The sequence below is a fragment of the Brachybacterium sp. SW0106-09 genome, from assembly GCF_001293905.1.
GTDB classification, from domain to species: domain Bacteria; phylum Actinomycetota; class Actinomycetes; order Actinomycetales; family Dermabacteraceae; genus Brachybacterium; species Brachybacterium conglomeratum.
The window spans coordinates 1-22,957 of record NZ_BCAK01000020.1; the positions used below are offsets into that span (position 1 = coordinate 1).

Consider the following 22,957-nt stretch of genomic DNA (forward strand, 5'->3'; position numbering starts at 1 on the left):
CCCCCCCCGGACATGACGAAGGGCTCCTCCCATCGGGAGGAGCCCTTCGACATGTCGCCATCGGCGACGGCGCGGTCAGCTGTTGGGCCGCTTGCCGCGATTCGCGCTGTTCTTGCGGCGAGCCTTGCGCTTGCGTCCTCGCTTGCTCATCACGCTCTCCTTCCTTCACCCGGAATGAACCCGTCGATCATGCCATATCGGAGGCTCCGCGCGGAGCCTCATCCGAGCCCCTCGCAGCACCTGAGTCGGACCTCACCCGCCCGCGCCCCGAGCCGGCCGGCTGCTTCCTCGCGCAGAGATCTGCCACTCGATGGGGGAGGAGGCTGGCAGGGCCGTCCGAGGCGCCCTGGGCGGACGAGCGGTGTGCGGGCGGCCGGAGAGCCGACCCACCCGACGAGGTCAGCGGGAGGTGCCGAGCCAGGAGCCGAAGCCGCTGTGCAGCACCAGCCAGGCGATGAGGCCGTAGCCGGTCTGCCCGGGGTGGTCGCCGGCGGAGCGGGCGAGGTCGCTCTCCCACTGGTCGTGGCCCACCAGCCCGCCGACGGTGTCGACGTAGGGGATGCGGCGCCGCGCGCAGACGTCCTCGAAGGCACCGGAGAGCTCGCGCACGCCCGCGGTGGTGGCCGGGTCCCGGCTCGGGGCGGGGCCCACCACGAAGGCGGGGATGCGCAGACGCTCGAGGCCGTCGAGGATCTTGGCGAGGTTCAGGCGCGAACGGGCCAGGGAGATCCCGGCCTCGACGTCGGCGCGGCCCATCGCGAGCACCACCCGGTGGTCGACGGAGCCGTCGGCGCGGCCCTGCTCGGAGAAGCGACGCTTGACGTCGGCGTCCCAGCGCTCGGCCAGCTCCGCGGAGGTCTCGCCCGGCAGCGCCGCGGAGAACACGTCGATGCGGCAGTCGGCACCCTGCTCGCTGGCCACGGCCCGGCCCAGCCAGCCCAGCGCTCGGGCGTCGCCGATCCCGGCGAGGAGCTCGTCGCCGAGCGCGATGATCCGGATCCGGGAGCCCGGATCCGGGACGGGCGAAGTGGGCACGGTCTGCACCGGGACCTCCTGGAAGGGGACGGGGTCGGTTCACTCTAACGGCGGCGCGGGCCACGGGCGAACCAGTGCCCCGCGCCGAGGGTCGCTCAGGCCTCGAACGCGCGGGTGAGCAGATCCTCCTGCTCGGCCTTGTGCGCGGAGGTCGAGCCGGTGGCCGGGGAGGCCGAGGCCGGACGGGCCACGACCCGCAGGGTGCGCCCCACCTCGACGGCGAAGTTCATCGCCATGAAGCTCCAGGCGCCCTGGTTCTGCGGCTCCTCCTGGACCCATACCAGCGGCGCATCGGGGTAGACGTCCAGCGCGGTGCGCAGCTGCGCCTCGGGCAGCGGGTAGAGCTGCTCGACGCGGACGATCGCGGTGTCGGTCGCGTCGAGCTTCTCGCGGCGCGCCACGAGGTCCCAGTACACCTTGCCCGAGGCGAGCAGCACGCGGCGCACGCCGGCCCGGTCCACGGTCGTGTCCGGCAGGACCGGCTCGAAGGTGCCGGAGGTGAAGTCCTCGACCGCGCTGACGGCCGCCTTGTTGCGCAGCATCGACTTCGGGGTGAAGACGATGAGCGGCTTGCGCGGCTCGGTGAGCGCCTGCTTGCGCAGCAGGTGGAAGTAGCTCGCCGGGGTGGACGGCGCCGCGACCCGCATGTTCTCCTCCGCGCACAGCTGCAGGAAGCGCTCGATGCGGGCGGAGGAGTGGTCGGGCCCCTGGCCCTCGTAGCCGTGCGGCAGCAGCATGACCACGCTCGAGTTCTGGCCCCACTTCTGCTCGGAGGCGGAGATGAACTCGTCGATGATCGTCTGGGCGCCGTTGACGAAGTCGCCGAACTGCGCCTCCCACAGCACCAGCGAGTTCGGGCTCTCCACGGAGTAGCCGTACTCGAAGCCCAGCGCCGCGAACTCCGAGAGCGAGGAGTCGTAGACGTTGAAGCGTGCCTGGTCGTCGCTGAGATAGGACAGCGGGGTCCAGGTGTCTCCGCTCTCGTGGTCGATCAGCACGCTGTGGCGCTGCACGAAGGTGCCGCGGCGCGAGTCCTGGCCGGCCAGGCGCACCCGGCGGCCCTGCATCAGCAGCGAGCCGAAGGCGAGCAGCTCGCCGTAGGCCCAGTCGATCCCGCCCCGCGAGGACATCTGCGTGCGGCGCTCGAGCACCTGGCGCAGCTTGGGGTGGACGGTGAAGGACTCGGGGACCTCCGCATGCGCCTGCCCGATCCGCGCCACGACCGACGCGTCGACCGCGGTGACGGCCTGCTCGGGCGCGTCGCCGCCCTGCTGCGCCTCCGGCAGGTCCAGGCCCTGCACGTTGGCCTCCGCGGGCTTCGCGGAGCCGGCGTCGGAACGGGTCGAGGCGAAGGCCTCGTCGAGGTGCTCCTGGAAGTTGCGCACCAGGCTCTCGGTCTCCTCCTCGGTGAGGTCGCCGCGCTCGACGAGGGTCTCCATGTACTGCTTGCGGGTGGAGACCTTCTCGTTGATGAGCTTGTACATCTCCGGCTGGGTCATCGAGGGGTCGTCGCCCTCGTTGTGGCCGCGGCGGCGGTAGCAGACCATGTCGATGACCACGTCGCGGTGGAACTTCTGGCGGTACTCGAAGGCGATCTCGGCGACCCGCACGCAGGCCTCGGGATCGTCGCCGTTGACGTGGAAGATCGGCAGCTGGGTCGACTTCGCGACGTCCGTGGAGTAGAAGGACGAGCGTGAGGAGTCCGGCAGCGTGGTGAAGCCGATCTGGTTGTTGATGATCACGTGGATCGTGCCGCCGGTGCGGTAGCCGCGCAGCTCGGAGAGGTTCAGCGTCTCCGTGACCACGCCCTGGCCGGCGAAGGCCGCGTCGCCGTGGACGAGCACCGGCAGCACCGGGAACTCCTCGGGGCGCTCGAGGCGGTCCTGCTTGGCGCGGACGATGCCCTCGAGGACGGGGTTGACGGCCTCGAGGTGCGAGGGGTTGGCCGCGAGGTACACCTTGGTCGACTTCCCGTCGTGGGAGGTGTAGGTGCCCTCGGTGCCCAGGTGGTACTTCACATCGCCCGAGCCGAGCTTCTCGCCGTAGTTGCCCTCGAACTCCTGGAAGATCTGGCCGTAGCTCTTGCCGGCGAGGTTGGAGAGGACGTTCAGGCGCCCGCGGTGCGACATGCCGATGGCCACCTCGTCCAGACCCTCATGGGCGGCGCCGTGCAGCACCGTGTCGAGCATCGGGATGACGGCCTCGCCGCCTTCGAGGGAGAACCGCTTCTGGCCGACGAACTTCGTCTGCAGGAAGGTCTCGAACGCCTCGGCGGCGTTGAGGCGCTCCATGATGTGGGTCAGCTCTGCCTTGTCGAAGGGCTCGCGCGGGGCCTCCATCCTGTGCTGGATCCAGGCGCGCTCCTCCGGGTCGGAGATGTGCATGTACTCCACGCCGATGGTGCGGCAGTACGCGTCTCGCAGCACGCCGAGGATGTCCCGCAGCGTCATCTGGTCCTTGCTGCCCAGGCCGCGGGTCGGGAAGGTGCGGTCGAGGTCCCACAGCGTCAAGCCGTAGGTCTCCACGTCGAGGTCCGGATGGTTGCGGACCTTGTACTGCAGCGGATCGGTGTCCGCCATGAGGTGCCCGCGCACGCGGAAGGAGTGGATCAGGTCCATCACCCGGGCGAGGCGCTCCGAGGTGGTGAGGCGGAAGGGGTTGTCCGGCACCCAGCGCACGGGCTGGTAGGGCAGGCGCAGCGAGGCGAAGACGCGGTCGTAGAAGCCGTCCTTGCCCAGCAGCTTGTCCGCCATCCGCTTGAGGAACTCGCCCGAGGCGGCGCCCTGGATGATGCGGTGGTCGTAGGTCGAGGTCATCGTCATGACCTTCGAGACGGCGAGCTCGGCGAGGGTCGCCGGGCTCGCGCCCTGGAACTGGGCGGAGTAGTCCATCGCGCCGACGCCCACGATCACGCCCTGGCCCTTCATCAGGCGCGGGATCGAGTGGACGGTGCCGATGCCGCCGGGGTTGGTCAGCGAGACGGTGGTGCCGGTGAAGTCGTCCATCGTCAGCTTGCCGGCGCGGGCCTTCTTGACGACCTCCTCGTAGGCCCTCCAGAAGCCGCGGAAGTCGAAGCGCTGCGCCGCCTTGATGTTCGGCACCACGAGGCCGCGGGAGCCGTCGGGGCGGGGCATGTCGATGGCGAGGCCGAAGTTGACGTCCTCGCGCTTGAGCAGGAGCGGCTTGCCCTTCTCGTCGACGTCGAAGCCGTTGTTCATGTCGTTGATCTCGGTGACCGCCTCGACCATCGCCCAGCCGATCAGGTGGGTGAAGGAGACCTTGCCGGCGCGGTGGCGCTTGAGGTGGTTGTTGATCACGATGCGGTTGTCGAACAGGAGCTTGACCGGCACGTCGCGCACCGAGGTCGCGGTCGGGACGGTGAGGGACTCGTCCATGTTCCTCACGACGGCGGCGGCCGGTCCACGCAGCTTCGTGGGCTCCGGCTCGTGCAGCTCGACCGCGGGGATCTGCGCGGTGGTCGTGGGGACCTTGGCCGGACGGTCGGAGGTCGTGGAGACCGCGGGAGTCCTCGGGGCGGGCGTCGAGGTGGGTTCGTTCACGGCAGGGGATTCCTTCGCGGGCGTCGAGGCGGCCGACGGGGCGGCCGGGGAGGAGGGAGCGGGCGTCGGCGACGCGGCCGGAGCAGGGGCGGGAGCCTCGTGGCCGGTGTCGTCAGGGACGGCCGCGGCGGCGGGCGCCGCATCGGGGGTCGAGGGAGGAGCCGCCGCGGGCGGCGTCGTCGCCGCCTCGGAGGTCTCCGGGGTCGGGCCGGGAGCGTCGGGGGCCTCGGTGCGTGCCGAGCTGGTGGAGGCGAAGTGCTCCGCCCAGCTGGGGTCGACGCTCGAGGGGTCCTCCCGCCACTGCTCGCGGAGCGCGTCCACGAGCCACTGATTGGGGCCGAACTCCGCGGAATCGGAGTCCTGTGTCTGCTGTGACACTCTGAGATCGCCAGCCTTCTCACAATCGAGAGATACGGATGGCTCCAGCGTAACGGCCCGCGGATCCCAGCGCGCGCCGCGGCGCAGGTCGCGCGCGGCTCGGGACGCCGGTGGTGGGGGACATCACGCCTCCGGTCCGGGATCGGGGATCACGACCCGGATCAGGGAGGAGCGCCCCTCCTGCGCTCCGGTGCTGCGGGGGTCGTCCAGCACCTCGATCGTGCCTCCATGCAGGCCCACCGCCCAGCGCGCGATCGCCAGGCCCAGGCCCGTCCCGCCGGAGGAGTCCGCGGCTCCGCCGCGCTGGAAGCGCTCGAAGACCCGGTCACGGTCCTCGCGCGCGATGCCGGGCCCCTCGTCGTCGACGTCGATCCGCACCCCGTCGTCCTCCCCGGTGCGGGAGGCGCTGATGTGGATGCGTCCGCCGGCGGGGGAGTGGCGGGCGGCGTTCTCCAGCAGGTTGTGGATCACCTGGTGGAGCCGGGCGGCGTCGGCCGCGACGGAGAGGTCGGGCGGGTCGACGTCGACGATCCAGCGCACGTCCCGCCCTCCGGCGGCGAGGGCGGCGGCGTCGACGACCTCGTGGAGGAAGGGGGTCAGCTCGACCTCCTCGAGGTCGAGGTGGATCACCCCGGCGTCCAGCCGAGAGAGGTCCAGGAGGTGGTCGACGAGCTGGGAGAGCCGCTCGGTCTCGGTCAGGGCCACCTCGAGCGCGGCGGGATCGGGCTCGGTGACGCCGTCGACGAGGTTCTCCAGCTGGGCGCGCAGGCCCGCGACGGGCGTGCGCAGCTCGTGGGAGACGTTCGCGACGAGGTCCCGGCGGGTGCGGTCGGTCTGCTCGAGCTCGGCGGCCATGACGGAGAAGGCCTCGGCCAGCTGCCCCACCTCGTCGCGGCTCGTGGTGCGCACCGGTCCGCTGTAGTCCCCGCGCGCCATCGCCTGGGCGGCCGCGGTCATCTGCCGCAGTGGAGAGGTCATGCCCCGGGCGAGCAGCTGGGTGGAGACCAGCGCGGCGATCACGACCAGCGGCAGGGACAGCAGCGGCTCGATCCCGGCGCGGATGCTCACCTGCGTCAGCAGCGCCGCGACGGTCACGCTCACGCCCACCAGGATCCCGAGCTTGACCTTGAAGGAGCGGAAGCGGTCCAGCGGGCGCACGTCGAGCCGCTCGGGGACCCGGCGGCGGGCGTGCGCGGCGGGGGCCTCCACGCCTCCGGGGCGGGGCCCGCTCACGAGTCCGAGGTCGGCTCGTGCGGGGTGGGCATCGAGTGCAGGTCCGTCACGGCGCTCTCGGAGCCGGCGGCCGGGGCGTCCTCCTCGGGATCCTCCGGGATCTCGAGCGCGTAGCCGACGCCGTGCACGGTGCGCACGAGATCCGCGCCGAGCTTGCGGCGCAGCGCCTTGACATGGGAGTCGACGGTGCGGGTGCCGGTCGCGTCGACCCAGTCCCATACGTCGGCGAGCAGCTGCTCGCGGGTGAGCACGGTGCCGGGGGCGTTGGCCAGGCACAGCAGCAGGTCGAACTCGGTGGGCGTGAGGTGGGCGGGCACCCCGGCGCGCATCACCCGTCGGCCGGCGCGGTCGATCACGAGGTCCCCGAACTGCAGCGCCTCCTGCTTCTCCGTCTCGCCCGGTGCGGGCGGGCCCGCGCGGCGCACCCGGCGCAGCAGCGCCTTCAGCCGGGCGACGAGCTCGCGGATGGAGAAGGGCTTGGTCATGTAGTCGTCGGCGCCGACGCCGAGGCCGACGAGCATGTCGGTCTCGTCGTCGCGCGCGGTGAGCATGAGCACCGGGACCGGCTCGTCGGCCTGGATCCGACGGCACACCTCGAGCCCGTCGAAGCCGGGGAGCATCACGTCGAGCACGACGAGGTCCGGGCGCACCTCGGCGACGGTGCGCACGCCGGAGGGGCCGTCGAGGGCGGTGGAGACCTCCCAGCCCTCGGCGGTGAGCCGGTCGGCGATCGCGCGGGTGATCGTGGGCTCGTCCTCGATCACCACCACGCGCACGGGCGAGGAGTCGGCGGCTGAGCTGCGGTCCGGGGTCGACATGGGGCTCACTCTAGACGGCGTCCCCCGGGCGATCCCGGAGGCGGAGGGCACCCCACGACTCCTGCACAGGACCCCCACGGCGCCTGCCGGAACGCTCCGCGGAGGGCCGCGCGCACCCCGGGGCGTCCGCATCGCGGACCCCGAACGACCCGCAGGAGTGACACGCGCCCCTCCCGGAAGGCCCTCCCGTCAAGATCTCCCCACCTTTCAGCCGACATGGCAAAAACTTGGCAATGACCCGGTCGCCTCGCTCGCTCAACGCGCTGACCTGCACATAGGTTGGTCGACGTTGTTCAGCGACGCGTACTTCCCCGTCCGGCGTCGCGCACGGGACAGCTGCCGTGCCCGAACGGATACACGGACGAGACTCGCAGTCGAAACGGAAGAGGATCTCAGGTGGCGAATCATCGCGCTGATGGACGCGCCGCGGTGCGCAAGCACCGTACGGTCGGAGGAACGCACCGCGACCACGCGCTGCCCACGGGTGCCGTGAAGGCGGGCGTCCTCGGCGTCCTCGCCACCGCCACCATCGCCGCTCCTCTCGCCGCCGCCGCCGCGGGCATCGACGAGGCCGCCCTGGCCGAGCCGATCGCTCAGGCCCCCGCCGCCGCACCGCAGGCCGCCGCCGCGATCTCCCCCGTGGCCCTGCCCGGCGCGACCGACGCCGCGGCCGCGACCACCGAGGCCGCCGTCGAGGCGCGCGCCGCCGAGGGCGACGCCGCGAGCCGCTCCGAGGAGCGCACCGCCCCCGCCGCCGCGGAGGACGAGGCCGAGAGCACCGGCATCGAGGTCTCCGTGCCCGAGCCCGAGCCCGAGCCCGTCGTCACCGAGGCCGCCGCGGGCGCGGAGGGCGCCGCCGGCACCGCCTCCTCCGAGGGGACCGACTCCGTCGAGGGCTCCGACTCCGCTGAGGGCGAGGCCGTCGTCGGCAGCGACTCCGGCTACATCCGCCCCTCCTCCGGCCCCATCACCTCCGGCTACGGGGGCCGCATCCACCCCGTGCTCGGCTACTACAAGGGCCACGACGGCGTCGACTTCGGCGCCGCCTGCGGCGCCCCGGTCAAGGCCGCCAAGTCCGGCACCGTCGTCGCCGTCGAGTACCACCACGCCTCCGGCAACCGCGTGAAGATCGACCACGGCAACGGGGTCGTCACCGGCTACTACCACCTCCAGGGCTTCAACACCTCGGTCGGCGCGACCGTCGCCCAGGGCGACACCGTCGGCTACGTCGGCTCGACCGGCCGCTCCACCGGCTGCCACCTCCACTTCGCGAAGATGGACGAGGCGGGAAACTACTCCGACCCGATGTCGCTGCTGCGGTGACCTCCTCCGGCGCGCCCGTCGTCCTCGGGGTCGAGTCCTCCTGCGACGAGACCGGCTTCGGGATCGTCTCGGACGGGATCCTGCTGGGCCAGGGCCTCGCCTCGAGCGCCTCCCAGCACGCGATGTTCGGCGGCGTCGTCCCCGAGATCGCGGCCCGCGCGCACCTCGACGCGGTCGTCCCGACGCTGCAGATCGCCCTCGACGACGCCGGCGTGCAGGCGCGGGACATCACCCATGTCGCCGTGACCTCCGGTCCCGGCCTCGCCACCGCCGTCCACGTGGGGCTCGCCGCCGCGAAGTCCATCGCCTGGGCGCTGGACAAGCCTCTGTACGGGGTGCACCACCTCGCCGGCCATGCCGCCGCCGACACCCTCGAGCACGGCCCCCTGCCCGAGCAGTCCATCGTCCTGATCGTCTCCGGCGGGCACACCTCGATCCTCGCTGTCGGCGACCTCGTGCGCGATCCGATCGAGCACCTCGGCGACACCCTCGACGATGCCGCGGGGGAGGCCTTCGACAAGGTCTCCCGCCTGCTGGGTCTCGGCTACCCGGGCGGGCCTGCGATCTCCCGCGCCGCGGTCGGCGGCGATCCCGCCGCCTTCGCCTTCCCGCGCGCCATGCTGCGGCCCGGGGATGCGCCCTTCACCTTCTCCTTCTCCGGGCTCAAGACCTCCGTGGCCCGCACCGTGGAGACCCTCGAGCGCGCCGGCGAGCCCGTGCCCGTCGCGGACATCGCCGCCTCCTTCGAGCAGGCCGTCGTCGACGTGCTGGTCACCAAGTCGCTGCGCGCCGTGCAGGAGCGCGGGCTGGACACCCTCGTCATCGTCGGCGGGGTCGCCGCGAACGCCCGCCTGCGGGCTGTCGCCCAGGAGCGCTGCGACGCCGCCGGGGTCGAGCTGCGCATCCCGCCGCCGCGGCTGTGCACCGACAACGGCGCGATGATCGCCGCGGTCGGCGACCTGCTGGTGCGCTCCGGCGCCGCGCCCAGCGGCCTCTCCATCGCCGCGGACCCCTCCGCCGTGCTCCACGGGGCCCAGCTCCCGCTGCTGCGGTGAGGTCCCTCTCACACCCTCGGTCGCTCGCGCTGCCGGCGTGCTCGATCGCCCCCAGGTGTTGCTAGACTCCTGGAGTCCGCCCGCGTAGCTCAGTGGATAGAGCGTCTGCCTCCGGAGCAGAAGGTCGTAGGTTCGAATCCTGTCGCGGGCACCGAGTTCCGAGCCGCGTCCCCGATCGGGGACGCGGCTCGAGTCGTCCCGGGGGCTCAGCGCTGCTCGCCGCGCAGCTCCCGCAGGCGCTGCAGCACCTCGCGCGCCGCGACGGTGTCCGCGATGCGCAGGGCCGCCGCGGAGTCGCCGCCGCCCACCTTCAGCGTGACGTCCTGCTCCTCGGCCGCGGCGAAGACGGACTCGTCGGTCACGTCGTCGCCGAGGTAGAGCCAGGCGTCGGAGGCGCTGGCCCGGGCGAGCGCATCGACGGCGACGCCCTTGGACGTGTGCACCACCGAGAACTCCACGACCTCCTTGCCGGGGGTGACGGTCACGTCCGGCAGGGTGGTGGCGTACTCCAGCGCGGACTCGGTGGCGTTGATGCCGCCTCGGCCCCGGGCGCTGCGGGTGTGCAGCACCGCGGCGGTGGGCTTGGTCTCCACCTCGGTGCCCGGATGCGCTCGTGCGATGCGGCGCAGAGTCGCCGTGATCGTCGCGAGCAGCTCCTCCTTCTCCGGTGTCATCGACAGCGCCGAGCGGTCCAGCACCTCGGCCTGCATCCACGGCGGCAGCGCACCGACCTCCGCGCCGTGCGAGCCGACGAGCACCACCGAGCTCGGCATCTGCGTGTGCCGGTCCAGATCCTCCAGTGCGCGGCCGGAGACGAGCGCCACCGCGACGCCGGGCATCTCGGCCAGGTCCCGCAGCGCGCCGAGCGCCTCGGCATCGGGCTGGACCGCATCGCGGTCCTCGACGATCGGGGCGAGCACACCGTCGAAGTCCGAGGCGATCAGCAGACGCGGAACGTCGGCGAAGGCGCGCAGCGCCTCGTCGATCTCCTCGGGCGCGCTGGGCTCGTCGCCGCGCAGCCTCACCACGGGCACCGCGGCCTGCGCTTCGCGCCCGGCGTGCTCGAGGTTCTCGAGGAAGTCGTGCGCCCAGGACTGCACGTCGTTCTCCATCACCTGATGGCGCAGGGAGCGCATCGCCTCCTCCTGCTCCTCCTCGGGCATCGCCAGGGCGCGCAGGATCGCGGACTTCAGCTCGTCGATGTCATGGGGGTTCACCAGGACCGCCGCGCGCAGCTCGTCCGCGGCGCCGGCGAACTCGCTCAGCACCAGCACACCCTGCAGGTCCGGACGGGAGGCGACGTACTCCTTGGCGACGAGGTTCATGCCGTCCCGCAGGGCGGTGACGAGCACCACGTCGGCGGCCATGAACAGCGCGGTCATCTCTCGGCGATCGAAGGAGTGGTGCTGGTAGGACACGGCCGGCCGGCCCAGCGGTGCGTGCTCGCCGTTGATGCGGCCGACGGTCAGCTCGACCTCGTCCCGCAGCTGCCGGTAGGCCTCCACCCGCTCCCGCGACGGCGTCGCGACCTGGATCATCACCGTGTCGTGGGGATCGATCAGACCGTCGTCCAGCAGCTCCCCCCAGGCCTTGAGCCGGTGGCGGATGCCCTTGGTGTAGTCGAGCCGGTCCACCCCGAGCACCACCTTCGCCGGGTCGCCCAGGTCGTGGCGCAGGGCCCGCGCACGCTCGCGGATCTCCTCGTCCTCGGTGAGCGCGGAGACGGCGGAGGAGTCGATCGAGATCGGGAAGGTGCGCACCTCGACCTCCCGCATCGGGGCGGCGCCGACGCCCGGCACCGAGATCGTCAACCCGTCCACGTGGTAGCCCAGCAGCTTCCGCACCGCGGCGACGAAGTTCAGCGAGTCGCTCTCGCGCTGGAAGCCGATCAGGTCCGCGCCGAGCAGCCCGCGCAGGATCGAGTTGCGCTTGGGCAGCTGGGAGAACAGCTCGACGGAGGGGAAGGGGATGTGGTTGAAGAAGCCGATCCGCGCGTCGGAGCGCTTCTCCCGGATCATCCGGGGCACGAGCTGCAGCTGGTAGTCGTGCACCCAGATCGTGCCGCCGGGGGCGGCGACGGGTGCGGCGGAGTCGGCGAAGCGGCGGTTCGTCGCGAGATAGGAGTCCCACCAGCCGCGGTGGAACTCGGGATCGACGATCACGTCGTGGTAGAGCGGCCACAGGGTCGCGTTGGAGTAGCCCTCGTAGTAGCGCTCCACGTCCTCCTGTTCGAGCCGCACCGGGTACAGGCTCATCCCGTCGGCCTCGAAGGGGGCGGGCGGCTCGCCCGGCGATCCGGCCCAGCCCACCCAGGCGCCGGAGTCCACCGTGCGCATCACCGACTCCATCGCGGTGACCAGGCCGCCGGGGCTGGTGACCCATTCGGTGGCCCCGTCGGGGAGGGTGCGGGAGTCGACGGGCAGGCGATTGGCGACGACGACCAGCTCGTGCGAGCGGTCCTGGGGGGTGGGGGTGGTGGGCACCGGTACTCCTTCACGGGTCGAGCACTGAGGCGGCGGAGCGTCGCGTCGGGCTCTCATGAACGGGCCCCCGCGGCACCCGCGTCGATGCTGCGAGCCTATCAAGTGCGATCGCTCACGCGCCGTCCGCCCCGGACTGTGCACTGGGTCCTCACCAGGCCCTTCATGCGCCCGCGACCAGTGCGGACGATGTCCGACCGAACGGTGGGCGGGCCGGCGCGAGCTGTTCGCGGTGCGGACCCGCGCCCGCTCGGGCGGGCCGGGCTCGTACGATTCCGGGGCGCCGACGGCGCGGCCCGCCCGTGCGGCGGGCTCGAGCGAGACCAGGAGCCCCCATGCGCGCCCACGAAGCCGGTGCCCTCCACGGCAACGACGCGGCCCCCACGTGGCTGCCCTATCCCAGCGACGTCAACACCCTGATCGACGGCCTGTGGTCCCGCACCGCCCGCCGCACCGAGGACGGCGCGGTCGAGGTGGGCGGGGTGAGCGTCGCCCGGATCGCCGAGGAGGTCGGCACCCCCGCCTTCGTGCTCGACGAGGACGACTTCCGCCACCGCGCCCGCGCCTTCCGTGACGCCTTCGCCGAGGCCTTCCGCCCCCATGCCGGGGCCGACGTCTACTACGCGGGCAAGGCCTTCCTGTGCGGCGCCGTCGCCCGCTGGGTCGAGGAGGACGGGCTGGGACTGGACGTGTGCACCGGCGGCGAGCTCGCCGTCGCCCTGCGCGCCGGCTTCCCCGGCGAGCGGATCGCGCTGCACGGCAACAACAAGTCCCTCGCCGAGATCCGCCGCGCCCTCGAGGCGGGGGTGGGCCGGATCGTCGTGGACTCCCTGGACGAGATCGACCTGGTCGACGCGGTCGCCGCCGAGCTCGGCCTGCGCGCCGCCGTGATGCTGCGGGTGACCACGGGCGTGGAGGCGCACACCCACGAGTTCATCGCGACCGCACACGAGGACCAGAAGTTCGGTCTCTCCCTCACCGGCGGCACGGCCTTCGAGGCCGTGCGGCGGGTCCTGGAGGCCGAGCACCTCGAGCTCGTCGGCCTGCACTCCCACATCGGCTCCCAGATCTTCGACACCGGCGGATTCGAGGTCGCGGCCCGGCGCGTGCTGGACCTGGTCGCGCAGGTGCGCGACGAGCTCGGGCACACGATCACCCAGCTCGACCTCGGCGGCGGCTTCGGCGTCATGTACAACACCCAGCACACGCCCTCGACCCCGGAGGCCCTCGCCAGCGGGATCGCGGGGATCGTGGAGAAGCAGTGCCACGAGCTCGAGCTCGAGGTCCCTCACGTCTCCTTCGAGCCCGGCCGCGCGATCGCGGGCCCCTCCACCCAGACGCTCTACACCGTCGGCACCGTCAAGGACGTGCGGCTGGGCGGCCCGCACCACCGCGTCTACGTCTCCGTCGACGGCGGCATGAGCGACAACGTCCGCACCGCCCTGTACGACGCGGACTACTCCTGCCTGCTCTCGGGCCGCGTCTCCGAGGAGCAGCCCGAGGTGGTGCGCGTGGTCGGAAAGCACTGCGAGAGCGGCGACATCGTGGTCAAGGACGAGTACCTCCCCGCCGACGTGCGCCGCGGCGACCTGGTCTCCGTCCCGGTCACCGGCGCGTACTGCTACTCGCTCGCCTCGAACTACAACCACGTCCCGCGCCCGCCCGTGATCGCGGTGAAGGACGGGGAGATCCGCACCCTGATCCGTCGCGAGACGGAGGAGGACCTGCTCGGCCTCGATGTCGGCTGAGCCCGCCCCTCCCGCGAACCGCCCGCCCGGCCGGCCCGCCGTGACCAGGACGCCCGCGTTCATACGCGGTCACGCGGGCGCGGCCACCTCGGCTACAGTGCACACGCCCGCCCCTCCCGCCCGTCGGCCCCTGTGGAAGGACCCTTCGCAGATGTCACAGACCGTCCCGCAGCCTCCGGCGAGCCCGGACAGCTCCTCCCTCCCCGCCCTGCGCGTGGCCGTGCTCGGCGCGGGCACGGTCGGCACCGAGGTGCTGCGCCTGATCGCGCAGCAGGGGGACGAGCTCGCCCACCGCATCGGCGCCCGCCTCGAGGTCACCGGGGTGGCCGTGCGCGACCGGATCAAGGACCGCGGCGAGCACGTGCCCGCCGCGCTGCTCACCGACGACCCCAGCGCCCTGGTGCGCGAGGCCGACCTCGTGATCGAGGTGATGGGCGGCATCGAGCCGGCCCGTGCCCTGCTGCTGGAGGCGATGGAGCACGGCGCGAGCGTGGTCACCGCGAACAAGGCGCTGCTCGCCCAGGACGGCGCCTCCCTCTACGAGGCCGCGGACGTGCACGGCGTGGACCTCTCCTTCGAGGCCGCCGTCGCCGGCGCCATCCCGCTGGTCCGTCCGGTGCGGGAGTCCCTCGCCGGGGACCGGATCCAGCGCGTGATGGGCATCGTCAACGGCACCACGAACTACATCCTCGACGCCATGACGCGCACCGGCGCCGACTTCGGCGACGCGCTCGCGAGCGCGCAGGAGCTCGGCTACGCCGAGGCCGACCCGACGGCCGACGTCGAGGGCCACGACGCCGCGGCGAAAGCATCGATCCTCGCGTCGCTGGCCTTCCACTCCCGGGTGCGCCTGGCCGACGTGCACTGCGAGGGCATCACCTCCGTCTCCGCGCAGGACATCGCCGCCGCCGGGCGGATGGGCCGCACGATCAAGCTGCTGTCGATCGTCGAGCGGGTCGAGGAGGAGAACGGGGAGCGGATCTCCGCCCGCGTCTACCCGGCGCTGATCCCCGACTCCCACCCGCTGGCCTCCGTCTCCGAGGCGTACAACGCGGTGTTCATCGAGGCCGAGGCGGCCGGCTCCCTGATGTTCTACGGCCAGGGCGCCGGCGGCGCGCCGACCGCCTCCGCGATCCTCGGCGACGTCGTCTCCGCGGCACGCTCCCGCGTGCACGGGGGAGTGGGGCCGCGCGAGTCCCGCTACGCAGAGCTCGAGTCGATCCCGCTCGAGGAGCTGCGCAGCGCCTTCTACATCTCGCTGACCGTGCAGGACCGTCCCGGCGTGCTCGCCGAGATCGCCGGGACCCTCTCGGGCTACGGCATCTCGATCTCGACGATCCACCAGGAGCTCCTCCACTCGCGGGAGGAGGGCTCCCAGGCCCTCGCCCACATCGGGATCAGCACCCACCGGGCGCTCGAGAGCGCGATGACCGCGTCGCTGGACATGTTCTCCGCGACCGCGACCGTGCTCAGCATCGACTCCGTCCTCCGCATCGAAGGAGATTGACCCCATGGCCCATCAGTGGCGCGGCGTCCTCGCCGAGTACCGCGAGCACCTGCCCTTCGAGGACGGTGACACCCTGCTGACCCTCGGGGAGGGCGGCACCCCGCTGGTCCCCGCCCCTGCGCTCTCCGAGCGCGTCGGCGCCGAGGTGCACGTGAAGGTCGAGGGTATGAACCCGACCGGCTCCTTCAAGGATCGCGGCATGGTCTCGGCGATGTCGCGGGCCGTCAGCGACGGCGCGACCGCGGTGGTGTGCGCCTCGACCGGCAACACCTCCGCCTCCGCCGCGGCCTACGCGACCGCGGCCGGGATCACCTGCGCGGTGCTGATCCCGCAGGGCAAGATCGCCGCGGGCAAGCTCGCCCAGGCCGTGGTGCACGGCGCGAAGCTGATCCAGGTCGACGGCAACTTCGACGACTGCCTCGAGATCGCCCGCAAGCTCGATGCGGAGCACCCTATCGAGCTGGTGAACTCCGTGAACCCCTTCCGGCTGCAGGGGCAGAAGACCGCCGCCTTCGAGGTCGCCGACGCGCTGGGCCGCGCCCCCGACATCCATGTCCTGCCCGTCGGCAACGCCGGGAACATCTCCGCCTACTGGATGGGCTACAAGGAGTACCGCGAGAAGGGGATCACCGACTCGCTGCCGGCGATGTGGGGCTTCCAGGCCGCGGGCGCCGCCCCCTTCGTGGCCGGCCATCCGATCACGGAGCCCGAGACGATCGCGACGGCGATCCGCATCGGCGCCCCCGCCTCCTGGCATCTGGCCGTCGAGGCCCGCGACGACTCCGGCGGCCTGATCGACGCGGTCTCCGACCAGCAGATCCTCGACGCCCAGAAGCTGCTCGCCGGCGAGGTGGGGATCTTCGTGGAGCCGGCCTCCGCCGCCGGCGTGGCCGGGCTGCTGCAGCAGGCCGAGCGCGGGCAGGTGCCCGCCGGTGCGACGATCGCGATCACCGTGACCGGCAACGGCCTGAAGGACACCGACACCGCCCTCACCCAGCACGACCTCACCCCGACGGTGGTGCCGGTGGACATCGCGGCGGCCGCGGAGGCCATCGGGCTGTGAGGATCCAGCACACGCAGGTGTCCGTGCAGGTCCCCGCGACCTCCGCGAACCTCGGCCCGGGCTTCGACACCCTGGGCCTGGCGCTGGACCTGTGCGACGAGCTGAGCGTCCGGGCGACCACCGGCGGTCTCGAGATCACCGTCGACGGAGAGGGCGCGGGCTCCGTGCCCCACGGCGAGGAGCACCTGGTGGTGCGGGCCCTGCGACGCGGCCTCGACCACGCCGGCGCTCCCCAGAGCGGGCTGGCCCTGCACGCCGTGAACCGGATCCCGCACGGCCGCGGGCTGGGCTCGAGCGCCGCGGCGACCGTGGCCGGGCTGCTGCTCGCCCGCGGGATGATCTCGGAGCCGGAGGCGCTCGACGACGAGACGGTGCTCCAGCTCGCCACCGAGTTCGAGGGCCATCCCGACAACGCCGCGCCCGCGCTGCTGGGCGGACCGGTGCTCTCCTGGATGCAGGGACCTCTCGCGCGGGCGGTGCCGCTGCACCACGCCGCGGACGTGCTGCGCCCCGTGGTGCTGCTGCCCACCGCGACGCTGTCCACCCACCGGGCTCGGGGCCTGCTGCCCGCGGAGGTGCCGCACGCCGACGCCGTGTTCAACGCCTCGCGGGCCGCGCTGCTGGTCCACGCCCTGGCCGGAGCGCCGGAGCTCCTGATGGAGGCGACCGAGGACCGGCTCCACCAGGAGCAGCGCGCCCCCGGCATGCCGGAGAGCGTCGAGCTGATGAGGGTGCTGCGCCAGGAGGGGCATCCCGCAGTGGTCTCGGGCGCCGGCCCCTCCGTGCTCGTGATGGCGGGCAGCCGCCGCGAGCTCGCACCGCTGGTGCGCCGCTTCGTCCGCGATCCCGCGGGCTGGCGGATCGCCGAGGTGGCGCTGCGTGAGCAGTCCTCGGCCCCTGTGGTAGGTTGACCCTGCGTCCAGGCGACATCGCACGACGCTGATCCCTGCACTTTGGTCCCCTCGGGGGATCCTCTGCGCAGATCTCCGCGCCCCCGATGTGCTCGCTGAGCTGTCTCTCCGAGCAGCGCCGCGCACGGTCCCCGCATCTCCTCGTCGAGATGCCCCATGGGTCCGTTCGCCGCCCTCGACGCACCCCGAAGCACACCGGCAGGTCGGTCGCGGATGCCCCGCACCGCGGACGAACCCCCTGCACGGACCCGCCGCCGCAGCGCCCGGGCACGTTCCCCGGCCCTGAGCGGCATCCAGACCAGACATGAACCGGCGCGGCCGGTTCGACAGGAAGGAACCCGGGTGAACGACACCACCTCCGGCGCGGATCTCGCGGCGAAGAAGCTCCCCGAGCTGCAGGCCATGGCCGCCGAGCGCGGCATCAAGGGTGCCCGGCGACTGCGCAAGGGCGAGCTGATCGAGGCGCTCCGTGGGGGAGCGGTCCCCGCCTCGGCCGGCGCCTCCGCCCCTGCTCAGAGCGCCCCGGCGCCCGCCGCGGAGCCTGCCGCTCCGACGTCGGCCGCCTCGACGCCCGCCGCCTCGGCACCCGCCGACGCCGCCTCCTCCGCTCCCGAGGCCGCCGGCACGTCCGACGCGGCCTCCGAGCGTCCCCGCACCCGCTCCCGCTCCCGCAGCACCCGCGAGGCCTCCGCCCCCGAGGCGACCGCCCCCGATCTGGGCATCGAGCTGCCCGACCGCAGCGCCGCCCGCGAGGACTCGGGCACGCAGCAGGGCGGCCGCGGCCGCCGCGGTGACCAGCAGGACCAGGGCGGACGCGACCAGCAGGGTCGCGACCAGCAGGGTCGTGACCAGCAGGGTCGTGACCAGCAGAATCGCGACCAGCAGAACCGCGACCAGCAGAACCGCGACCAGCAGAACCGCGACCAGCAGAATCGCGACCAGCAGCAGCGCGGTGGCCAGGGCCGCGGCGAGCAGCAGAACCGCGACGGTCAGCAGAACCGCGACGGTCAGCAGAACCGCGACGGTCAGCAGAACCACGGCCGGAACAACGAGCAGGGCGGGTCCCCGCGCCGCCGCCTCGAGGACATCGAGCTTCCCGACCGATCGGGCGAGCAGCAGGACGGCCAGGGCGGCGACGGCTACGACGACGACCGCCGCGGTCGCTCGCGCAGCCGCAGCCGCTCGCGCGACCGCAAGCGCCGCGGCCGCGGCGGCGAGCAGGGCGGTCAGGGCGGCCAGAACCAGCAGGGCGGTCAGGGCTCGCAGGACGACAACGAGGTCCGCGAGGGCGACGAGCTGATGACCATCGCGGGCATCCTCGACATCCGCGACAACCACGCCTACGTGCGCACCACCGGCTACCTGCCCGGCCCGAGCGACGTCCATGTCACGATGAACCAGGTCCGCAAGTACGGCCTGCGCAAGGGCGATGCCGTGACCGGGCAGGTCAAGGCGCCCCGCGAGGGCGAGGAGCAGCACGTCGAGCAGGTCCAGCACCACGGCGGCGGCCGCAACCGCCGCGGCAAGGGCGGCCAGAACCAGGGCAAGTTCGCCGCGCTCGTGCAGGTCGACACCGTCAGCGGCATGCCCGTCGAGCGGGCCCGCCAGCGGGTGGACTTCTCCAAGCTCACCCCGCTGTACCCGGACGAGCGTCTGCGCCTGGAGACCGCGCAGAACTCCGTCGCGCCGCGGATCATCGACCTCGTCTCGCCGATCGGCAAGGGCCAGCGCGGCCTCATCGTCGCGCCCCCGAAGGCCGGCAAGACGATCATCATGCAGCAGATCGCCAACGCGATCACCGCGAACAACCCCGAGGTCCACCTCATGGTCGTGCTCGTCGACGAGCGCCCCGAGGAGGTCACCGACATGCAGCGCACGGTCAAGGGCGAGGTCATCGCCTCGACCTTCGACCGCCCCGCCTCGGACCACACCATCGTCGCCGAGCTCGCGATCGAGCGCGCGAAGCGCCTGGTGGAGCTGGGCAAGGACGTCGTGGTGCTGCTGGACTCGCTCACCCGCCTCTCCCGCGCCTACAACCTCGCGGCCCCGGCCTCCGGTCGGATCCTCTCCGGCGGCGTGGACGCCTCGGCGCTGTACCCGCCCAAGCGCTTCTTCGGCGCGGCGCGCAACATCGAGCACGGCGGCTCGCTCACCATCCTCGCCTCGGCGCTGGTGGAGACCGGCTCGAAGATGGACGAGGTGATCTTCGAGGAGTTCAAGGGCACCGGCAACATGGAGCTGCGCCTGTCCCGCCACCTCGCCGACAAGCGGATCTTCCCGGCGGTGGACGTCAACGCCTCCGGCACCCGCCGCGAGGAGGTGCTGATGGGCAAGGACGAGCTCTCGATCATGTGGAAGCTGCGCCGGGTCCTCGGCGCCCTCGAGCAGCAGCAGGCGCTCGAGCTGCTGCTGGAGCGGGTCAAGAAGACCCAGTCCAACACCGAGTTCCTCATGACGGTCCAGAAGAACACCCCGAGCGTGGGGGCGCGCAGCGGCGAATGATCCCGCTGCCGCCACAGCCGACGGACGGGCCGGGAGCGCTGCCCTGCGCAGCGGTCCCGGCCCGTCCGTGCGTGAGCGGTCGTTCCGGGGCGCGCCGTCCCGGCGGGGACGGGCGCATCCGATCCGGCGAGCTCCGGGGAAGCGCTTGTGACCGGTCGTCGAAGCGGCTACCGTAAGGGATAGTGAACGTTCACGACGAGCGGGCCCTCCAGGTTGCGTCGCCGAGCGACCACGGCCGACGACGCCCGCCCCCATCGAAGGATCCCGCACCCATGAGCACCTCCTCCACCCCGTTCCGCTGGGCCGTCCTCGGCCCCGGGGCGATCGCCCGCCGCTTCGCCTCCCAGCTGCCCGACTCGGCCGAGGGCGTCCTCGACGCCGTCGGCAGCAGCTCGCCCGAGCGGGCCCGCGCCTTCGCGGAGGAGTTCCCGCTCGAGGGGCCCGCGCTCGTGGGCGACTACGAGCAGGTCCTCGCCAGCGACGAGGTCGACGCCGTCTACGTCGCCACCGTGCACACCGGCCACGCCCGTCTCGCAGCCGCCGCCCTCGAGGCCGGCAAGCACGTGCTCGTCGAGAAGCCGCTGACCCCGAACTCCGGCACCACCATGGCGCTGCTCGACCTCGCCGCCCGCTCCGGGAAGGTGCTGCTCGAGGCGTACATGTACCGCTTCCACCCCCAGACCGTGCGGGTCCTCGAGCTCGTGGCCGAGGGCGCGATCGGCGAGCTCGTCCACGTCGACGCCTCCTTCGCCTTCGACACCGGATCCCGCAGCGGCCGCCTCTTCGACACCGCCACTGCCGGCGGCGGGATCCTCGACGTGGGCTGCTACCCGCTCTCGCTCGCCCGCTTCGTGGCCGGCGCCGCCGTGGGCCGTCCCTCCGTCGAGCCCGCCTCGCTCACCGGCCGCGGCACGATCGGGGAGACCGGGGTCGACGAATGGGCCGTCGCCGAGCTGAGCTTCCCCGGCGGCGCGACCGCCTCCCTGCGCACCGGCGTGCGCCTGGCCGATCCGCAGTCCGCGACGATCACCGGCTCCCGCGGCGTGATCCGCCTGTCGGACCCGTGGGGCCTCGGCGAGGAGCAGGTCATCGAGCTCGACGTGGTGGGGGAGGAGCCGCGCCGGCTCGAGATCCCCCGCGCCTCCGCCTACGCGCTGGAGGCCGATGCGCTCGTCCGCGCGGCCCGCAAGGGCGGTGAGGTCCCCGAGCTCACCGCCGAGAGCTCCCTCGGCCAGGCCCGGGCCCTGGACGCCTGGCGCGAGGAGCTCTCGCTGCGCTTCCCCTTCGAGGCCGACACCGCCGACATCCCCACCCTCACCGGCCGGCCGCTGCAGGCCGGCAGCGTGCCCACCGGCGCCGGTGTGCCCATGGCCTACGGCAGCATCCCGGGCGTGGACAAGCAGGTCTCCCGCCTCGTGATGGGCTGCGACAACCAGATGAACCTCGCCCACGCCTCGGCGATGTTCGACGCCTTCTTCGAGATGGGCGGCACCACCTTCGACACCGCCTACATCTACGGCGGCGGGTACATCGAGAAGCTCGTGGGGCAGTGGGTCCGCAATCGCGGCGTGCGCGAGGACGTCGTGATGATCACCAAGGGCGCGCACACCCCGCACTGCGATCCCGAGTCGATCACCCGCCAGCTCGAGGAGTCCCTCGAGCGGCAGGGCACCGACTACGCGGACCTGTACATGATGCACCGCGACAACACCGACATCCCCGTCGGCGAGTTCGTGGACGTCATGGACGAGCACCTGCGCGCGGGCCGGATCCGCGCCTACGGCGGCTCGAACTGGACCCCGGAGCGGGTCGACGAGGCCAACGCCTACGCGAAGGCCAACGGCCGCACGGGCTTCACCATCCTCTCGAACCACTTCGGCCTCGCCGAGGCGCTGGACGTGCCGTGGGCCGGCTGCGTGCACGCCACCGACCCTGACTCCAAGGCCTGGCTCGAGGAGCGGGGCATCGCCCTCCTGCCCTGGTCCTCCCAGGCCAGGGGCTTCTTCACCGGCCGCGCCCACCCCGAGGACCGTTCCGACGCCGAGCTCGTGCGCTGCTACTACAGCGAGGAGAACTTCGAGCGCCTCGCCCGCGCGGAGGAGCTCGGCGCCGAGCGCGGCGTGCCCGCCACCGCGATCGCGCTCGCCTTCGTGCTGCACCAGCAGTTCCCGACCTTCGCCCTGTTCGGGCCGCGCAGCATCGGCGAGATGCGCTCCTCGACCCTCGGACTCGGCGTCGAGCTCAGCGCCCAGGAGTCGGCCTGGCTCGACCTGCGCTCCCCGTCCCGATGAGCAGGCAGGGCCGGCGGGCGACGATCATCGACGTCGCCGCCCGCGCCGGGGTCTCTCGGCAGACGGTCTCGCGGGCGCTGAACGACATGCCCGGCATCAGCGACGAGACCCGGGAGCGGGTGCTCGCCGCCGCGAAGGAGCTGAACTACCGGCCCTCCCGCTTCGGGCGGGGGCTGGTCGAGCAGGGGCCGACGACGCTCGGCCTCGTCGTCGGCCGGTTCTCGAACACCTACTACGCGGAGCTCGGTGCGGCTGTGGTGCGCGCCTGCGCCCCGCACGGCTGGAACGTCGTCCTGGCCGAGGCGGACGACGCCCCGCAGCCCGAGAAGGTCGCCGCGGACCTCTCACGTCGCGTGGACGCGCTGGTCGGCTACGGCGTGGCGACCGCCGGGATCCGCGGGGGCGGCATGCCGATCGTGCAGGTCGACGGCACGCCCGAGCAGATCGACCAGGCCGGCGTGCTCGAGCTGCCGCGCACGGAGGCGATGGCGGACCTCGCCGCGCACCTGCGGGAGCGGGGCGTGCGGCGCCCCGTCGTGCTCGGCCACGGCACGCGGGAGACCGACGAGCGCACCCGCGCCCTCGTCGGCGCCCTGTCGGGCCTCGCCCCGGGCGGGGAGGTGCCCGTGCGCACCGTCCATCCCCACGATGGGCACGAGGAGGCGCTGCCGGAGCTCCTCGCCGGGGGCACCGACGCGCTGGTGGCCTTCAACGACGAGCTCGCCGTGCGGATGCTGCGCGCCCTGCGCCGCTCCGGCATCGAGGTCCCCTCCCGGGTGCGCGTGACCGGGGTGGACGGCCTCGAGATCTCGACCCTGGTCTCCCCGGAGCTGACCACGCTCGCCCTGGACATCGACCGCGTCGCCCGGGAGGCCGTCGAGCTGGTCGCCGGGATGCTCGAGGGGACGGTGCCGCTGCGGGGCGAGGAGGCCCACCGCCGGGTCGACTACCGGCTCGTGGTGCGCGAGTCGACCTGAGCGCCCCGCGGGCGGGACTGCAGGGCGGGGCCCCGCGCCCGACGGGCGCATCCGCCACCGGCTGCTGCGATGTTGC

At 72.8% G+C, this 22,957-nt stretch carries 15 protein-coding genes and 1 tRNA gene; 10 read left to right on the top strand and 6 right to left on the bottom strand.

The genetic code is table 11. The features are described from left to right. Positions 1 to 75: 75 nt before the first annotated feature. From Y09_RS18225 to Y09_RS09985, 5 genes are all read right to left on the bottom strand, one after another. Positions 76 to 150 (bottom strand): 50S ribosomal protein bL37, encoded by a 75-nt coding sequence (locus Y09_RS18225; RefSeq protein WP_369801468.1) that lies wholly within the window; start codon positions 148 to 150, stop codon positions 76 to 78. 249 nt (positions 151 to 399) lie between these two features. After that, positions 400 to 1,044, bottom strand: a complete 645-nt coding sequence (locus Y09_RS09970) for a GDSL-type esterase/lipase family protein (protein WP_010549618.1) — start codon at positions 1,042 to 1,044, stop codon at positions 400 to 402. Between the two features lie 86 nt (positions 1,045 to 1,130). Further along, positions 1,131 to 4,973: a multifunctional oxoglutarate decarboxylase/oxoglutarate dehydrogenase thiamine pyrophosphate-binding subunit/dihydrolipoyllysine-residue succinyltransferase subunit gene (locus Y09_RS09975; RefSeq protein WP_053917574.1), complete on the bottom strand. Its 3,843-nt coding sequence runs from the start codon at positions 4,971 to 4,973 to the stop codon at positions 1,131 to 1,133. A gap of 123 nt (positions 4,974 to 5,096) precedes the next feature. Next, positions 5,097 to 6,206, bottom strand: a complete 1,110-nt coding sequence (locus Y09_RS09980; protein WP_053917575.1) for a HAMP domain-containing sensor histidine kinase — start codon at positions 6,204 to 6,206, stop codon at positions 5,097 to 5,099. After that, a complete protein-coding gene (locus Y09_RS09985) occupies positions 6,203 to 7,024 on the bottom strand; it encodes a response regulator transcription factor (protein WP_053917576.1) in 822 nt (273 codons plus the stop codon). Before Y09_RS09985 ends, Y09_RS09980 begins: the two co-directional genes overlap by 4 nt. A gap of 396 nt (positions 7,025 to 7,420) precedes the next feature. Here Y09_RS09985 and Y09_RS09990 point away from each other — a divergent pair, with 396 nt between their 5' ends. From Y09_RS09990 to Y09_RS10000, 3 genes are all read left to right on the top strand, one after another. Further along, on the top strand, positions 7,421 to 8,347 hold the full coding sequence (locus Y09_RS09990) for a M23 family metallopeptidase (protein ID WP_234695695.1): 927 nt from the start codon (positions 7,421 to 7,423) through the stop codon (positions 8,345 to 8,347). After that, complete coding sequence (gene tsaD / locus Y09_RS09995) at positions 8,344 to 9,402, top strand: tRNA (adenosine(37)-N6)-threonylcarbamoyltransferase complex transferase subunit TsaD (RefSeq protein WP_053917578.1); 1,059 nt, start codon at positions 8,344 to 8,346, stop codon at positions 9,400 to 9,402. Before Y09_RS09990 ends, tsaD begins: the two co-directional genes overlap by 4 nt. A 78-nt stretch (positions 9,403 to 9,480) precedes the next feature. Next, positions 9,481 to 9,553 (top strand) — tRNA-Arg (locus Y09_RS10000). Between the two features lie 55 nt (positions 9,554 to 9,608). Here Y09_RS10000 and Y09_RS10005 read toward each other — a convergent pair. Next, positions 9,609 to 11,885 (bottom strand): bifunctional alpha,alpha-trehalose-phosphate synthase (UDP-forming)/trehalose-phosphatase, encoded by a 2,277-nt coding sequence (locus Y09_RS10005; protein WP_053917579.1) that lies wholly within the window; start codon positions 11,883 to 11,885, stop codon positions 9,609 to 9,611. A gap of 332 nt (positions 11,886 to 12,217) precedes the next feature. Between Y09_RS10005 and lysA the strand changes: the two genes are divergently transcribed. The 7 genes from lysA to Y09_RS10040 all read left to right on the top strand — a co-directional run bounded on the left by lysA (position 12,218) and on the right by Y09_RS10040 (position 22,881). Beyond that, positions 12,218 to 13,630, top strand: a complete 1,413-nt coding sequence (lysA, locus tag Y09_RS10010; protein ID WP_053917580.1) for a diaminopimelate decarboxylase — start codon at positions 12,218 to 12,220, stop codon at positions 13,628 to 13,630. A 151-nt stretch (positions 13,631 to 13,781) separates the two neighbouring features. Continuing rightward, positions 13,782 to 15,137 carry a homoserine dehydrogenase gene (locus Y09_RS10015; protein WP_053917581.1) on the top strand — a complete coding sequence of 452 codons (1,356 nt, stop codon included), beginning with the start codon at positions 13,782 to 13,784 and terminating at the stop codon, positions 15,135 to 15,137. A gap of 4 nt (positions 15,138 to 15,141) precedes the next feature. Further along, the gene (thrC, locus tag Y09_RS10020) at positions 15,142 to 16,200 is read left to right on the top strand and encodes a threonine synthase (protein ID WP_053917582.1); all 1,059 of its coding nucleotides are present in this window, start codon (positions 15,142 to 15,144) and stop codon (positions 16,198 to 16,200) included. Next, complete coding sequence (gene thrB, locus Y09_RS10025) at positions 16,197 to 17,111, top strand: homoserine kinase (protein WP_053917583.1); 915 nt, start codon at positions 16,197 to 16,199, stop codon at positions 17,109 to 17,111. Before thrC ends, thrB begins: the two co-directional genes overlap by 4 nt. 342 nt (positions 17,112 to 17,453) lie before the next feature. Further along, positions 17,454 to 19,613 (top strand): transcription termination factor Rho, encoded by a 2,160-nt coding sequence (gene rho / locus Y09_RS10030; RefSeq protein WP_053917584.1) that lies wholly within the window; start codon positions 17,454 to 17,456, stop codon positions 19,611 to 19,613. 272 nt (positions 19,614 to 19,885) lie between these two features. Then, a complete protein-coding gene (locus tag Y09_RS10035) occupies positions 19,886 to 21,904 on the top strand; it encodes an aldo/keto reductase (RefSeq protein ID WP_053917585.1) in 2,019 nt (672 codons plus the stop codon). Continuing rightward, the gene (locus tag Y09_RS10040; protein ID WP_053917586.1) at positions 21,901 to 22,881 is read left to right on the top strand and encodes a LacI family DNA-binding transcriptional regulator; all 981 of its coding nucleotides are present in this window, start codon (positions 21,901 to 21,903) and stop codon (positions 22,879 to 22,881) included. The genes Y09_RS10035 and Y09_RS10040 overlap by 4 nt, the downstream gene beginning before the upstream one ends. Positions 22,882 to 22,957: the final 76 nt, after the last annotated feature.